The sequence below is a fragment of the Actinomycetospora rhizophila genome (assembly GCF_042657905.1).
Classification (GTDB): Bacteria; Actinomycetota; Actinomycetes; order Mycobacteriales; family Pseudonocardiaceae; genus Actinomycetospora; species Actinomycetospora rhizophila.
On sequence record NZ_JBHSKG010000001.1, the window covers coordinates 82,470 to 96,045 of the forward strand.

The 13,576-nt window shown below is 74.5% G+C and carries 18 protein-coding genes; 11 read left to right on the top strand and 7 right to left on the bottom strand.

What is annotated here, in order from left to right; translation table 11 throughout:
• Positions 1–13: 13 nt before the first annotated feature.
• A complete protein-coding gene (locus ACFPK1_RS00390; protein WP_378018919.1) occupies positions 14–1,576 on the bottom strand; it encodes an ArnT family glycosyltransferase in 1,563 nt (520 codons plus the stop codon).
• 122 nt (positions 1,577–1,698) lie between these two features.
• Here ACFPK1_RS00390 and ACFPK1_RS00395 point away from each other — a divergent pair, with 122 nt between their 5' ends.
• From ACFPK1_RS00395 to ACFPK1_RS00405, 3 genes are all read left to right on the top strand, one after another.
• On the top strand, positions 1,699–2,448 hold the full coding sequence (locus ACFPK1_RS00395) for a BglII/BstYI family type II restriction endonuclease (RefSeq protein ID WP_378018920.1): 750 nt from the start codon (positions 1,699–1,701) through the stop codon (positions 2,446–2,448).
• A gap of 92 nt (positions 2,449–2,540) precedes the next feature.
• The gene (locus ACFPK1_RS00400; protein ID WP_378018921.1) at positions 2,541–3,206 is read left to right on the top strand and encodes an MT-A70 family methyltransferase; all 666 of its coding nucleotides are present in this window, start codon (positions 2,541–2,543) and stop codon (positions 3,204–3,206) included.
• A 151-nt stretch (positions 3,207–3,357) separates the two neighbouring features.
• Positions 3,358–3,600 carry a helix-turn-helix domain-containing protein gene (locus ACFPK1_RS00405; RefSeq protein WP_378018922.1) on the top strand — a complete coding sequence of 81 codons (243 nt, stop codon included), beginning with the start codon at positions 3,358–3,360 and terminating at the stop codon, positions 3,598–3,600.
• On the opposite strand, the gene ACFPK1_RS00410 is transcribed toward ACFPK1_RS00405, so the two are convergent.
• The gene (locus ACFPK1_RS00410; RefSeq protein WP_378018923.1) at positions 3,597–4,130 is read right to left on the bottom strand and encodes an ester cyclase; all 534 of its coding nucleotides are present in this window, start codon (positions 4,128–4,130) and stop codon (positions 3,597–3,599) included. The two genes, ACFPK1_RS00405 and ACFPK1_RS00410, sit on opposite strands and share 4 nt — an antisense overlap.
• 81 nt (positions 4,131–4,211) lie before the next feature.
• On the opposite strand from ACFPK1_RS00410, the gene ACFPK1_RS00415 reads away from it, so the two are divergent.
• The gene (locus ACFPK1_RS00415) at positions 4,212–4,844 is read left to right on the top strand and encodes a hypothetical protein (protein ID WP_378018924.1); all 633 of its coding nucleotides are present in this window, start codon (positions 4,212–4,214) and stop codon (positions 4,842–4,844) included.
• A 56-nt stretch (positions 4,845–4,900) separates the two neighbouring features.
• On the opposite strand, the gene map is transcribed toward ACFPK1_RS00415, so the two are convergent.
• Positions 4,901–5,686 carry a type I methionyl aminopeptidase gene (gene map, locus ACFPK1_RS00420; RefSeq protein ID WP_378018925.1) on the bottom strand — a complete coding sequence of 262 codons (786 nt, stop codon included), beginning with the start codon at positions 5,684–5,686 and terminating at the stop codon, positions 4,901–4,903.
• Positions 5,687–5,771: 85 nt separating this feature from the next.
• On the bottom strand, positions 5,772–7,259 hold the full coding sequence (locus ACFPK1_RS00425; protein ID WP_378018926.1) for a flavin-containing monooxygenase: 1,488 nt from the start codon (positions 7,257–7,259) through the stop codon (positions 5,772–5,774).
• 46 nt (positions 7,260–7,305) lie between these two features.
• On the opposite strand from ACFPK1_RS00425, the gene ACFPK1_RS00430 reads away from it, so the two are divergent.
• A complete protein-coding gene (locus ACFPK1_RS00430) occupies positions 7,306–8,136 on the top strand; it encodes an AraC family transcriptional regulator (RefSeq protein ID WP_378018927.1) in 831 nt (276 codons plus the stop codon).
• 10 nt (positions 8,137–8,146) lie between these two features.
• On the top strand, positions 8,147–8,521 hold the full coding sequence (locus ACFPK1_RS00435) for a VOC family protein (RefSeq protein ID WP_378018928.1): 375 nt from the start codon (positions 8,147–8,149) through the stop codon (positions 8,519–8,521).
• A 10-nt stretch (positions 8,522–8,531) separates the two neighbouring features.
• Here the strand turns inward: ACFPK1_RS00435 and ACFPK1_RS00440 are convergent, their stop codons facing one another.
• The gene (locus tag ACFPK1_RS00440; RefSeq protein WP_378018929.1) at positions 8,532–8,909 is read right to left on the bottom strand and encodes a cupin domain-containing protein; all 378 of its coding nucleotides are present in this window, start codon (positions 8,907–8,909) and stop codon (positions 8,532–8,534) included.
• A gap of 73 nt (positions 8,910–8,982) precedes the next feature.
• On the opposite strand from ACFPK1_RS00440, the gene ACFPK1_RS00445 reads away from it, so the two are divergent.
• Positions 8,983–9,441 carry a MarR family winged helix-turn-helix transcriptional regulator gene (locus tag ACFPK1_RS00445; protein ID WP_378018930.1) on the top strand — a complete coding sequence of 153 codons (459 nt, stop codon included), beginning with the start codon at positions 8,983–8,985 and terminating at the stop codon, positions 9,439–9,441.
• A 96-nt stretch (positions 9,442–9,537) separates the two neighbouring features.
• Positions 9,538–9,945, top strand: coding sequence for a VOC family protein (locus ACFPK1_RS00450; RefSeq protein WP_378018931.1), 408 nt, complete (start codon positions 9,538–9,540; stop codon positions 9,943–9,945).
• 1 nt (position 9,946) lies between these two features.
• Here the strand turns inward: ACFPK1_RS00450 and ACFPK1_RS00455 are convergent, their stop codons facing one another.
• Positions 9,947–10,591: an amphi-Trp domain-containing protein gene (locus tag ACFPK1_RS00455; RefSeq protein ID WP_378018932.1), complete on the bottom strand. Its 645-nt coding sequence runs from the start codon at positions 10,589–10,591 to the stop codon at positions 9,947–9,949.
• 102 nt (positions 10,592–10,693) lie between these two features.
• Positions 10,694–11,140 (bottom strand): pyridoxamine 5'-phosphate oxidase family protein, encoded by a 447-nt coding sequence (locus ACFPK1_RS00460; protein ID WP_378018933.1) that lies wholly within the window; start codon positions 11,138–11,140, stop codon positions 10,694–10,696.
• A 209-nt stretch (positions 11,141–11,349) separates the two neighbouring features.
• Between ACFPK1_RS00460 and ACFPK1_RS00465 the strand changes: the two genes are divergently transcribed.
• The 3 genes from ACFPK1_RS00465 (at position 11,350) to ACFPK1_RS00475 (ending at position 13,567) form a co-directional block, all read left to right on the top strand.
• Positions 11,350–12,417, top strand: coding sequence for a homocysteine S-methyltransferase family protein (locus ACFPK1_RS00465; protein ID WP_378018934.1), 1,068 nt, complete (start codon positions 11,350–11,352; stop codon positions 12,415–12,417).
• Positions 12,418–12,484: 67 nt separating this feature from the next.
• Positions 12,485–13,216 carry a TetR family transcriptional regulator gene (locus ACFPK1_RS00470; protein ID WP_378018935.1) on the top strand — a complete coding sequence of 244 codons (732 nt, stop codon included), beginning with the start codon at positions 12,485–12,487 and terminating at the stop codon, positions 13,214–13,216.
• A 21-nt stretch (positions 13,217–13,237) separates the two neighbouring features.
• Positions 13,238–13,567, top strand: a complete 330-nt coding sequence (locus tag ACFPK1_RS00475; RefSeq protein WP_378018936.1) for a putative quinol monooxygenase — start codon at positions 13,238–13,240, stop codon at positions 13,565–13,567.
• The last annotated feature ends 9 nt before the right edge of the window (positions 13,568–13,576 follow it).

Here is a 13,576-nt window from a genome sequence, read left to right on the forward strand (position 1 = left end):
CATGGGCCGGGGCTCAGCGCATGTGCGTGACCGACGCCCACGACGCCGACCACGGGGCGCGCAGCGTGCACAGCGCGAGCGGGACGTCACCGTTGATCACCGCGTTCGCCGTCGGGTCGCGGTGGGGCGGCAGCGGCGTGATCGTGCGGCAGAGCTCCGCGGCCCCCTCGACGGGCCCGACGAGCAGCGCCGAGGTGGCGCTGTCGGGGGGCGGGCCGAGGAACGCGTACCCGCGGTGGCCGCTGTACACGGGCGGCAGCCCGACGGCGGGCCCGTGGACGTCGAGGGCGGCCGCGTACCAGTAGGACCAGGCGAGCACGGCGGTGTGCGCCCGCTGCTCGGGCGGCAGGGCGCCGTACGCCGCGGCCGTGCTCGCGGCGAGGCTCTCCCAGCCGACCTGGCCGGCCGCGAGGAAGTCGCCCCGCTCGACGCGCCACGACGCCGGCCCGAGCGGGAGCGCGAGGACGGCCACGACCAGCGCGGAGGCGACCACGGCGGGCACCGACACCGTCCAGCCCCACCAGCGCGCCGGGCGCCGGTCCTGCAGCGCGACCGCGCCGGCGGCGACGAGCACCGCCGCGAGGCCCATCACGTAGTAGGGGCGCCCGCCCGCGACGATCATCGCCGCGGTGGTGACCACGGCGGCGATCCCCACCGCGCGCCAGGGCCGCAGCGCGTCGCTGCGCAGGAGCGCCCACAGACCGAGGCCGGCGAGCACGAGGCCGGGCATGAGGCCGACGTCCCAGCCGGCGTAGGGCAGGAAGCACCACCGGTTGCCCGTCAGCCCGCCCTCACCGGCCACGACCTCGCCCATGCGCAGCTGCGGCCACCCGTGCGCCGCCTGCCAGAGCAGCGTCGGCACGGTCGACGCCGCGGCCAGCACCAGGCCGACCCACAGCAGGGGTCGGCCCAGCAGCCGGCGCGGCCCGGCCACGAGCACGCCGACGAACAGCCCCGCGACCAGCACGGGGACGAGGAACTTGACCGCCATCGCCACCGCCAGCACGAGGCCCGCGGCGAGCAGGAGGCCGTCCGGGCGGGAGACGGAGCGCAGCGGAGCTCGACCCTGGTGCTGCGTGCGCAGCCACCGCACGACCAGCCACAGCAGCAGGGCCCAGAGGAACGGGTCGAGCGTCGACGTCGCGAGCAGGTGGCCCGTGGCCAGGAGGAACGGCGAGATCGCGACGGCGGCGCCGGCGAGCAGCTGTGCCCGGCGCCGGCCCCCCATCTCGGCCGCGATCAGGGCGGCGACCACGACGTGCGCCGCGCTGGTCAGGGTGGCGGGCAGGCGCAGCACGACGAGGTTCCCCGGCGCGAGGGCGTCGAGCCCCGCGGCGAGCCACGGCACCAGCGGGGGCTGGTCGGCGTAGCCCCCCGCGAGGTGGCGACCCGCGCCGACGAAGTACAGCTCGTCGCCGAACGCGCCGTACCACGCGGAGCTGACCCCGTGGACGAGCGCGACGACGCCGGCCAGCACCAGCAGGGGACGCCAGGCCACCCGTGCGGCGGCGGGGGTCTCCGGGACCGAGGGCGCGACGGGGGGCGCCAGGATCGGCAGCGGGGCCGTGGTGGTCACGCGGGACCTCCGACGGGGAGGTAGCCCATTCGAGGGACCCTAGGGCACGCGTCACAGCGCCCCGCCGCGGGTCCGGTGCCGTGAGCGGGCCGACCGGGATCGTGGTGCGAGACTGTCCGGCGATGGAGCTCACGCAGGGGTGGTCGTCGGTCGTGCCGCCGGGTGTCGCCGAGCGCTACGAGCTCCGCGAGACGCGCAACGCCGCCGCCGTGCTCGCCGCGACGAGCCGCGAGGAGTTCGCCGAGATCTGCGCGGTCCTCGCCGACTTCGACCTCACCACGGCCGACCTGGTCGAGGCGGGCGGCAACGAGTCCCGGCTCGCCGCGCGCCTCAACGCCGCGTTCCGGGCCCGCGGATGGCGCGAGGGCCGCGTCGACACCGTGGTGACCTCGCGACTGCAGGTGCAGCCCTGGGCGCCGGCCGGCGAGGCCGGGGTGACGGTGCGCGAGAGCGAGGTCGTCAACGAGGGCTACAAGGTCGACAACGTGAAGGGCCGGGTCGCGCTCGACGTCGAGTGGAACGCGAAGGACGGCAACCTCGACCGCGACATCGGGGCCTACCGCGCGCTCTACGACGCCGGCCTCATCGACGGCGCGGTGCTGCTCACCCGCACCCACGACGACCTGCGCGAGCTCGCCCGCGAGCTGACCCGCGCCGCCGGGGGCAGCGCCGACGAGGTCCGCAGCAGGCTCTCGACCTCGACCACCACCCACCTGGGCAAGCTCGAGTCGCGCATGACGCGCGGGGACGCCGGCGGCTGCCCGCTGCTCGCCGTCGCGATCTCGCGCCGCTGCTGGGTGCCCGCCGACGGCGAGCGCGCCCGCCCCGAGCCCCCGGCACCCCTGATGCTCACCGACGGGCTGCTGCCGTGACCGACGACGGGACGGTGTCGTCGGGACCGGGGCTGTCGGACCCCGCCGATAGCGTCCCGCCCGCACCGGACACGGCGAGGAGACCCGAGACGATGACCCTGGCGGAGGAAGCGCCACGACGTGCGCGCGCCACGCCCCTGCGGGCGGACGCCTCGCCGCTGGAGAGCGTCGCGCTCCCCCGGACGACGGGCGGCTGGTCGTGTGTCTACGCCGACCCGCCGTGGCGGTTCACCAACCGCACCGGCAAGGTCGCGCCCGAGCACCGGCGGCTCGACCGCTACGACACGATGAGCGCGCCCGAGATCGCCGCGCTGCCCGTGGCGGACGTCGTGTCGGCCAACGCCCACCTCTACCTCTGGGTGCCCAACGCGCTGCTGCCCGAGGGCCTCGCGGTGATGCAGGGGTGGGGCTTCCGGTACGTCAGCAACCTCGTCTGGGCCAAGCGCCGCAAGGACGGCGGGCCGGACGGGCGGGGCGTGGGCTTCTACTTCCGCAACGTCACCGAGCTGATCCTCTTCGGTGTGCGGGGCTCGCTGCGCACGCTCGACCCGGGCCGGCGCCAGGTGAACATGATCGAGACCCGCAAGCGCGAGCACTCCCGCAAGCCCGAGGAGGCCTACGACCTCATCGAGGCCTGCTCGCCGGGCCCGTACCTCGAGATGTTCGCCCGCTACCCCCGTCCGGGATGGTCGAGCTGGGGCGCCGAGTCGGCCGAGGACGTGGCCCCGCGCGGCCGTCAGTACCCCGCCTACAGGTAGTACACGGCTGGACTGTTTTTCTCACGCGCTGTCACGGCACTGGGCCGTCGGACGGACCTTGATCTCGTTCGCAGTACGCGTGCGACCGCTTGACTCAGGAGTAATCATCGATGGTGGCGGTGCTCGGCCACGCGCTGTGATACTGCCCCGCATGGCGAAGACACCAGAGCTGGCGCGCAACCAGCGGGTGACGGGGGCGGAGCGCTCCAAGCTGGGCAGCGAACTGCTCAAGCGGTACCAGAAGGGCGCCAGCATCCGTGAGATCTGCGCCGAGACCGGCTACAGCATCGGCCGGGTCCGCCGCCTGCTCGTGGACGCGGGTGTCGAGTTCCGCGGCCGCGGCGGCACGCAGGGCCGCAGTCGCAAGGACGGCGGCAGCAGCAAGAGCAGCTAGCCCCGCCGGCGCCGGGCCAGCGCGTTGAAGCCGCGCTTGAGCCCGACGTCGAGGCGCGACCCCTCGGCGGGCAGGAGCCCGATCTGCCGCGCGAACTGCATCTGGTCGAAGACCACGAAGTTGCTCGCGAGCACGCCGTCGGCCACGACGAAGTGGTCCATCCCGTCGAGGTCGACGGACGCCCCGGTCGCCTCGATGCCCTCCCACGCGGCCCCCGAGTGGTGACCGGTGAGGCGCCAGCGCAGGAACACCTCGCCGTCCTCGCGCGTGCCGCTCTCGGCCAGGCCCTGGATGGTGAGCGCGAGGTCGGGCACCGCCGCGAACACCCCGCTCCACCACGCCACGAGCTCGTCGGCGCTGCGCACGGTGCGCATCGGGAAGCGCGCGCGGATCGCCGGGGCGTACACCTGCCGCAGCGCCTCGGCGTCGTGGCTGTTGACGACGTCGATCGTCCAGCGGACGAGCGCGCCGGGCGAGGCGCCGGTCGGCGGGGTGGGTCGGGGCGGGTCCGGGGCGGACGCGGAGCTCACGACGGGGAGCGTAGAGGTCGACTCCCCTGGGCACCTCCTCGTCCGGAACTCCCCAGAACGTCCCCGAGGTGACCAGCACCGATGAGCACTTCCCAGCTCGCCGCCCAGTGGGTGTCGGCGGTCGGCAGCGCCGGCTCCCTGCTCGGCTTCGCCGCCTACGTGTGGATCATGTTGCTCAACCGCAAGGACCAGGTCGAGGTCCGGCAGGAGCAGCAGGCCCAGGGCGTCACGGCGTGGCTCGACGAGGGCGCACGGCACGACCGCGACGAGGACTACGTGCTGTGCGTCCACAACGGCGGCGACTCGCCGGTCTTCCAGGTCCGCTGCCTGTTCAGCCTGCCCTCCAGCGACGAGCAGCACAGCGTGTCGATGGCGCTGCTGCCCCCGTCGAGCGACGAGATCCACTCGCTGCCCTTCGGGCACGACGACGTCAGCCGCGACGAGCTGTACTCGGCGCCCGCGGTGCCCGAGATGCGCTTCACCGACTCCCACGGCACCCACTGGGGCCGCGACGGCAACGGGCAGCTGCACCGCCTCGACCGCCGCAACGTGCGCCGCAAGCCGCGGTCGGACGGCGGGGAGGACGGCGCGCGCGACGATTCCGAGTGGGAGCGGGCGCACCGCGAGCGCGCCGACGCCCCGCGCGAGGGGGCCTCGCAGGGCGACACCCCGCAGGACGACGAGCAGAACCGTCGCGCGTCCAGCCAGAGCTAGCGACCTCGTGAGCACTTTCCGGGGTCATGGGCCCGGAGAGTGCTCACAGGGGTCGGTCAGGGCAGCGTGAGGATGCGGGACCCGTCGTCGGTGACGGCGACGGTGTGCTCGGCGTGGGCGGCGCGGCTGCCGTCGGCGGTGCGCAGGGTCCAGCCGTCGTCGTCGTGGACGTAGTCGTCCCCGCCGCCGGCGTGCAGCATCGGCTCGATCGCGATGACCATGCCCGCGCGCAGCTTCATGCCCTTGCCGGCGCGGCCCTCGTTGGGCACGTGCGGCGGCTCGTGCATGGCGCGCCCGATGCCGTGGCCGCCGTGGTCGGCGAGCATCCCGTACCCGCCCGCGCGGGCGACCGCGCCGATCGCCGCGCCCAGGTCACCGAGCCGCGCGCCGGGCCGCACCGCGGCGATCCCCGCCGCGAGCGCGCGCTCGGTGGTGGCGATCAGGTCGAGGTCCGCGGGGTCGGGGTCGGCACCGACGACCGCGCTGAACGCCGCGTCGCCGCACCACCCGTCGAGGAAGGCGCCGCAGTCGATGCTCAGCAGGTCGCCCTCGGCGAGCCGGTGGGGCCCGGGGATCGCGTGCACGACGGCGTCGTTGACGCTCGCGCAGATGACGCCCGGGAACGGCGACGGCGCGAAGTGCGGGTGGTAGTCGAGGAACGCGGGCACGGCGCCGGCCTCGATCATCACGTCGTGGGCGACGCCGTCGAGCTCCTTCAGCGAGACGCCCGGGGCCGCCGCGGCCCGGACGGCGTCGAGGCAGCGGGCGACCACCCGCCCGGCCTCCCGCATGGCGTCCACCTCGCCGGAGGTCTTGAGCTCGATCTCGGCACGCCGCAGCATCCCCCGACCCTAGACACCGGGCTCCTGACCACCCGGAATGACACCGGTGTAGTTCGTCCCCAGTGTGGACAGGGGCTGTGGACAACTACCGCGGCGCGGGCAGGAAGTCGTACTCCGTGGGGTCGAGGCGCGACACCGCGCGCACGTACTGCTCCATGTAGCGCGGCCAGTTGGCGACGATGCGGCCGGACTCGTCGCGGTACCAGGAGTCGCACTGCGTCCAGGCCGTGCCCTCGAACGCCGCCTGCAGGCGCCGGTCGAAGGCCTGCTCCACGTCGCGCCGGACCTCCAGCGCCGCCGCGCGCCGCCGCGCGGTCTCCTCGAGAGCCTGGCGCACGTACGCCACCTGCGCCTCGAGGAACACGATGATCGAGCCGCCCGAGGTGTTGGTGTTCGGCCCGTAGAGCACGAACAGCGAGGGGAACCCGGGCACGGTCATCCCCAGGTGGGCGTGCGCGCCCTCGCCCCACTCCTCCTGCAGCGTGCGCCCGCCGCGCCCGACGACGTCCATCGGGAACATGAACTCGGTGGTCCTGAAGCCGGTGCCCCAGATCAGCACGTCGGCGGGGTGGTGGCGGCCGTCCTCGGTGCGCACGCCGTCCGACTCGATGCCGGTGACCCGGTCGGTCACCAGCTCGACGTTGTCGCGCTCCAGCGCGGGCAGGTAGTGCGAGCTGAACAGGATGCGCTTGCAGCCGAAGGTGTAGTCCGGCCAGGCCTTGCGGCGGACCTCCGGGTCGCGCAGCTGGCGGCGCATGAACAGCGTCGAGTACAGCCGCCCGAGGCGCCCGACCGTGTTCGGGTGCCGGATCATCAGCGTCAGCGACTCGAGGTAGCCCTTGAGGAAGAAGCGCCGGAAGCGCATCACGCCGGGCACGCGGCGGAACACCTGCCGCAGGGCCGGTGGGTAGTAGCGGTTCTTGCGGGGGAAGAACCAGTTCCCGCTGCGCTGGAAGACGGTCATCGCGCCGACCTCGGGCGCGATCGCCGGCACGAACTGGACCGCGCTCGCCCCCGTGCCGACCACCGCGACGCGCTTGCCCTGCAGGTCGACGTCGTGGTCCCAGCGCGCGGAGTGCATCTGGGGGCCGGCGAAGTCGTCCGCGCCGGGGATCGGGGGGATCGCCGGGGTGTTGAGCTGGCCCGTCGCGAGGACGACGGCGTCGGCGTCCCAGGTCCGCCCGTCCTCGGCCTCGACCGTCCAGGTCATGGTGCCCTCGTCGAGCCGCACGGCCGCGACGCGCACCGAGGGCACGAACGCCTCCTCGAGCCCGTACTCCTTCGCGACCCCCTGGAGATACTCGAGGATCTCCGGCTGCGGGGAGCACAGCCGCGACCAGTCACCGCGCTGGGCGAACGAGAACGAGTAGAGGTGGCTCGGGACGTCGCAGGCCGCTCCCGGGTAGGCGTTGTAGTACCAGGTGCCGCCGATCTCGGGCGCGCTGTCGAGGATCACCACGTCGGCGATGCCGTGGCCGCGCAGCTCGATCGCCGCGGCGATCCCGCCGAAGCCCGCCCCGACGACCACCACCCGGGTGTCGCGTGCCGTACCCGTCCCGTCCCGTCCCGTCACGGGCCGGACCGTAGCCGCTCGCCGTCCTCTTTGGCAGGCTGCCAACGTGAGCGTTCCCGCACTCCACCCGCATCGGGTGCCGGCGGGCGTCGTGCGGCGCTACCAGGCGTACGACGAGGTCGCGGCGCCGGAGCCGCTGCGCCGGCGGGAGGCGCCCCACGGCGCCTGCACGCTGATCCTGTCCTGGGCCGACCCGCTGGAGACGGCCGGTCCCGGCGGTCGCGCCCGGTCCGCGGCGTTCCTCGCGGGCATGCACGACGCCGCGGTGGTCACCGCGTTCGCCGGCCACCAGCAGGGCATCCAGGTCGACCTCACCCCGCTCGGCGTGCTGCGCCTGCTCGACCGCCCGACCGCGACGCTGACCAACCGGATCGTCCCGCTCGACGCCCTCGAGGAGCCCGCCCTCGCGGCGCTGCCCGAGCGCCTCGCGCACCTCCCCGACCGGTCGCGGCGCCTCGCACTCGTCGACGCCACCCTCGCCGCGCTCCTCGACCGGTCGCGGACCACCCCCGACCCCGAGGTCGCCCACGCCTGGACCCGGCTGACCCGGGCGCGGGGCCGGGTCGCCGTGTCCACCCTCGCCGACGAGACCGGCTGGAGCCGCCGGCACCTGCTCACCCGCTTCCGCGCCCAGGTCGGGCTCGCGCCGACCACCGCGGGCCGCGTCCTGCGCTTCCGCGAGGCGGCCCGCCTGCTGGTCGCCGAGCCGGGGGCACCGACCACCATCGCCGAGGTCGCGGCCGCCTGCGGCTTCGCCGACCACTCGCACCTCGTGCGCGAGTTCCGCGACCTCGCCGGGGTCACGCCCACCCGCTACGTGCAGGAATGGCGGGACGGGTTCCCGGACGTCCAAGACCCGGCGCCGCCCCGCTCCTAGCCTCGCCGGCATGAGCGTCCACCCCACCCTGCGCTACCACGACCCCGACGCCGCGATCGGATTCCTCCGCGACGCGCTCGGCTTCACCGTCGCCGCCTCCCACCGCGACGACTCCGGCGCCGTCGCCCACGCCGAGCTCGTCCAGGGCGGCGGCGCGGTGCTGATCGGGCCGCGCCGCGAGGGCGACCGCTTCGACACCGGGCGCGCGGTCGTCTACGTGGTCGTCGACGACCCGGACGCCCACCACGACCGCGCGGTCGCCGCCGGCGCCGAGGTGGTCATGGAGCTGACCGACCAGGACTACGGCTCGCGGGAGTACGCCGCGGTCGACGGCGAGGGCAACGTCTGGAGCGTCGGGACGTACCGCCCGGGGACGGCGCCCTGAGGCGTGACGGTCACGCGATCCAGGCCGGCACCACCGGCTCGCGGCCGGGTCCCGACGCCGTGTCGTCGCCCGGCCCGGTGACCACCGCGTCGAGACCGTGCTCGGCGTCCGCCCGGATGCGCCGCGGGGCGTCGGCGGGCAGCACGAGGGTGTCGCCCGGCCCGAGCGGCACGACCTCGCCGGCCACCTCCACCCGCGCGGCGCCGCCCACGACCGTCCAGATCTGCTCGCCGGCCATCGCGTGGTCGGGGCCGACCGCGCCCGGCGCCATCTCCACCCGCCACAGCGCCTGCCGGCTCGCGCCCTGCGTCGGGGAGGCGTAGGTCGTCATGGTCGCGTTCGGGGTGGTGGTGCGGCGGGCGTCGGCCCGTCGGATGAGCGTGCTCACGGGGTCCTCCGTCTAGGATCGTCAATGTGATTGACCAAAAAGGTAAACCACGTTGACGGCCTCGTCCAGCCCCATGCCCGGTGGCGAGCTGGCGCTGCGCCTGCTCGGCGCGTTCCGCGACCTGGTCGACGCGATGCACGCCGAGCTCGCCCGTCGCGGGCACCCCGACGTCCGGCCCGGTCACGGCTTCGCGCTGCAGGCGATCGCGCCGGGACCGGTCACCGGTTCCGAGCTGGCCGGGCGGCTCGGGGTCACGAAGCAGGCGGCGGGCCGCACCGTCGACGTCCTCGCCGAGCGCGGCTACGTCGAGCGCACCGGCGACCCCGCCGACGCGCGCCGACGCCTCGTCGTCCTCACCCCGCGCGGTCGCGAGGTGCTCGCGCTCTCCGGGGAGATCCTCGAGCGGCTCCGGGCCGAGCGCGCCGCGGCGATGGGCCCCGGGCGCTTCGCGGCGTTCGAGGACGGGCTGCGCGCGCTCACCGACGGCGGCGGGGGCCCGTTCGCGGCGGCGGGCTGGTTCGTCTCGTCGTGAGCCCGGGAGCCCTCGTCAGGCGGCTTCCGCAGGTCCGCGCGGGGGTCTAGCTTCCACGCCGTCGGGGACCCGACTCGTCGAGCCACGGAGCACCACATGGGCGTCACCCTGAACCCCTACCTGCACTTCGACGGCGAGGCCGCGGACGCCATCGCCTTCTACGCCGACGTCCTGGGCGGCACCACCCAGGTCATGACCTTCGCGCAGATGGGCATGGAGGGCCCGGACGCGGACAAGGTCATGCACGGCCAGCTCGAGACCGACAGCGGCATCACGCTGATGGTCGCGGACATGCCGCCCGGCGAGTCGCGGCAGCGCGGCAACGACATCACCATCTCGCTGTCCGGCGACGACGAGCCGACGCTGCGCGGCTGGTACGAGAAGCTCTCGGCGAGCGGAACGGTCGGCACCCCGCTGGAGAAGCAGATGTGGGGCGACCTCTACGGCGACTGCACCGACCGTTTCGGCGTCCGCTGGCTCGTGAACATCGCCGGCTCGGGCTGAGTCAGACGTCGTCGGTCGCCGAGGACGCGGTCGACGAGGCGGTCTTCGCGACCTTCGCGGGAGCCTTGGCCGCGGAGGTCTTCGCGGGAGCCTTGGCGGCGGAGGTCTTGGCGGCGGCGCCCTTCGCGGGCGCCTTCGCCGCCGCGGCCTTCGCGGGCGCCTTCGCCGCCGTGTTCCCCGTGGTGTTCGCCGCCGCACTCGTCGCGGTGCCCGTCGCCGTCCTCGCGGTCGTCGCCGCGGCGTCCGTCGTGTCCTCGACCGTGTCGTCCACGGTGTCCACCGTGTCGTCCACGGCGTTCGCCGTGTCGCCCGCCGCGCCGCCCACGGTGTCCGCCGCGTCGCCGACGGCGTCGTCACCCTTCTCGTCGTCCTCGTCCTCGTCCTCGTCCTCGTCGTCCTCGTCGTCGTCCTTCGCCGCGGACCGGGTCGACCAGGACAGCTCGATCTCGAGCTCGACCTCGTCGCCGTCGACCTCCACCTCGATCTCGACGTCGATGTCGTCGGCGAGCGGCAGCGTGAGCACCGGACCGGACAGCGACAGCTCGGCCGACCCGCCCTCACGGATGGCGTCGGCGAGATCGGCCAGCCAGTCGGCGACCTCCTCGCGCGAGAGCGTCAGCTCGTGCTCGACCTTGACCTCGCCCATGTTCCCGTCCCCTCCGCCGGGACGCGGCCGGTGCCGCGTCTGCCCGGGTCCAGCTTCCCAGGGAAAGGATGATCCGGACGTCAGCGAACGGACGCATCCGGCTCAGACGCGGGTGACCCGGCGCGGGTGCAGCACGATCCGGCGCAGGTTCTCCTCCACCGCGTAGAGCTCGAGCAGCTCGCGGTGCTCGGGCGTCGTCAGGTCGTCCCAGTAGCGCTCGGCGAGCCGCCGGGCGAGGTCGCTCGCGCCGCCCTCGGGCAGGGTCACGTCCGCCTCGATCGAGACCCAGCCCTCGGGCTCGCCCCCCGGGGCGACCACGACGAACGAGGCCCGCGGCTCGGCCGCCAGCCGGCGGACCTTCAGCGCGTCCGCCATCGAGAACAGCGCGATGTCGTCCTCCGGGGTCCGCTCGAACCAGACCGGACGGGGCGCGGGCAGACGCTTCGGGCCCGGCGGGATCGTGAGCAGCCCGTGCAGCGGACGGTCGAGCAGGGCCCGGTCGGTGTCGGTGAACAGCGGGGCGGTCAGCGTCCTGGTGTCGTCGGCCATGCCCTCCAGCGTGGGCGAGACGGGCCGCCGTGCCCATCCGCGCGGCTCCAGGGCACCTGCGCGGACGTCCAGCCCGGTCGGCCGCGGGCGCCGGGCCCGTCATAAGGCCCGCCTTCTCGGACCAGTGGCGGATCCGATCACCGGCGCGAGGTCAACTCCTGCGCGACCCGTGATCCTGGTGATGTCCGTCACGAGAGCGAGGCCAGCCCATGACCAGTCCCCAGCCGTTGCCGTCGTACTCCGGCGACCGACTCGCGCAGCGGCTCGCGGCCGGTCCCGTCGTGTGCGGCGAGGGCTACCTGTTCGAGCTCGAGCGGCGGGGCTACCTGCAGGCCGGGGCGTTCGTGCCGGAGGTGGTGCTCGAGCACCCCGAGGAGGTGGCCGCGCTGCACCGGCAGTTCGTGCACGCCGGTTCCGACGTCGTCGAGGCGTTCACCTACTACGCACACCGCGAGAAGCTGCGGGTGATCGGCAAGGACGGCATCCTCGAGCCGCTCAACAGGCAGGCGCTCGAGATCGCCCGCGGGGTCGCCGACAGCACCGGCACGCTGCTCGCCGGCAACATCTGCAACACCGGCGTGTACGACCCGGCCGATCCCGCGACCCACGACGCGGTGCGGGAGATGTTCACCGAGCAGGTGGGCTGGGCCGCGGAGGCCGGCGCCGACTACGTCATCGGCGAGACCTTCCGCTACCTCGGCGAGGCGCGCATCGCCCTCGAGGTGATCCGCGCGGCCGGGCTGCCCTCGGTGATCCTGCTGGTGGCCGGCGCCGAGCCGGAGACCCGGGACGGCGTGGACATCACCGACGCGTGCCGTGAGCTGGCCGCCCGCGGCGCCGACGTCGTGGGCCTGAACTGCGTGCGCGGCCCGGCCACGATGCTGCCGCTGCTGGGACCGATCGCGGCGGCGGTGGACGTCCCGGTCGCCGCGCTGCCGGTGCCCTACCGCACCACCGCGGAGCAGCCGACGTTCCACGCGCTGCGCGACCCGGGCCCGATGGCGCTGCCCGAGGACCTCCCCTTCCCCACCGCGCTCGACCCGTTCACCTGCCACCGCTACGAGATCGCCGACTTCACCCGGCGGGCCCGCGCCGCCGGCGTGCGCTACTTCGGGCTGTGCTGCGGCGCCGCGCCGCACCACCTCCGGGCGATGGCCGAGACCCTGGGGCGCACCCCGCCGGCGAGCCGGTACTCCCCGGACATGTCCAAGCACGTCTACCTCGGCGCCGACACCCGGCTGCGGGCGGCGAACCAGGCCTACCGCCACTCCTTGTAGCGGCCTGCCGGGGCGCTAGCGTGGCCCCGGTCCCGCGGCGCGACGAGCGGGCCGACGGAGGTGAGCCGTGGACGCGTCCGTCGTGCGCTGGTGGGACGTCCCGATCGTCGGGTGGTCCGACGCGGGCTCGTCGCCCCAGCGGCGCGGCCGGGACACCCGCCACACCCTGCTGCTCGAGGCGGCGCGCGCGTTCGACGCGCGCGGCTACGACGCCGCCTCGCTCTCGGACATCCTCGCCGCGTCCGGGCGCACCAAGGGCGCGATGTACTTCCACTTCCGGTCCAAGGAGCAGCTCGCCACCGATCTCGTGGCCGAGGTCGTGGCGTCGTGGGACCTGGTCCGCGGGTCGATCGGCGGGCGCGGTCTCGACCCGCTGCGCACGCTGCTGGTCGAGACCGACGCCTACGTCGGCCGCTGGAGCCACGACCTCCTCGTGCGGGGCGCGAGCCGGGCGATGTCCGGCACCACGGACTTCGCCGACGCCCACCGCTCCTGGTACGCCGACTGGGCGAGCAGCACCGCCGCCCACCTGCGGGCCGCGCTGGAGCAGGGCCTGCTGCGTCCCGCGACCGACCCGGACCGGGTCAGCCGTCTCGTGGTCGCGGCCTCCTGCGGGCACCGGTCGTTCGCCGAGACGATCGTCGGGTCGCCCACCCACTTCGAGCGGATGACCGACACCTGGCTCGGGATCCTGCCGGTCGTCGCCACCGAGACGTGGCTCGCCGATGTCCTCGCGTCCGACTGGGAGAAGCGCCCCGCTCCCGAGGCCGCGGCGTACGCCCGGGCGCGCGAGGCCTGACCACCCGACGAGAGGACAGTCGTGATCTTCATCGTGATCAGCATCGAGGTGCGCCCCGACCGGCGCGACGACTTCCTCGCCGGCGTCGTGCGCTACAGCGCGCAGGTCCGCGAGGAGCCCGGGAACCGGCACTTCACCTGCTACGAGAGCGTCGAGGGGCAGGGCGAGTTCGTCGTGGTGGCGAACTACGCCGACCAGGCCGCGGGCGAGGCCCACGTCGCGTCGGAGCACGCGCAGTGGTTCTTCGGCTGGCTGCCCTCGGTGGTCTCGCGCGTCCCGACGATCGTCTACCAGGAGCTGCCCGAGGGCGTGGGCTGGTCGGAGATGGGCGAGGTCGCCGCCCGGATGTGACGTGGACGG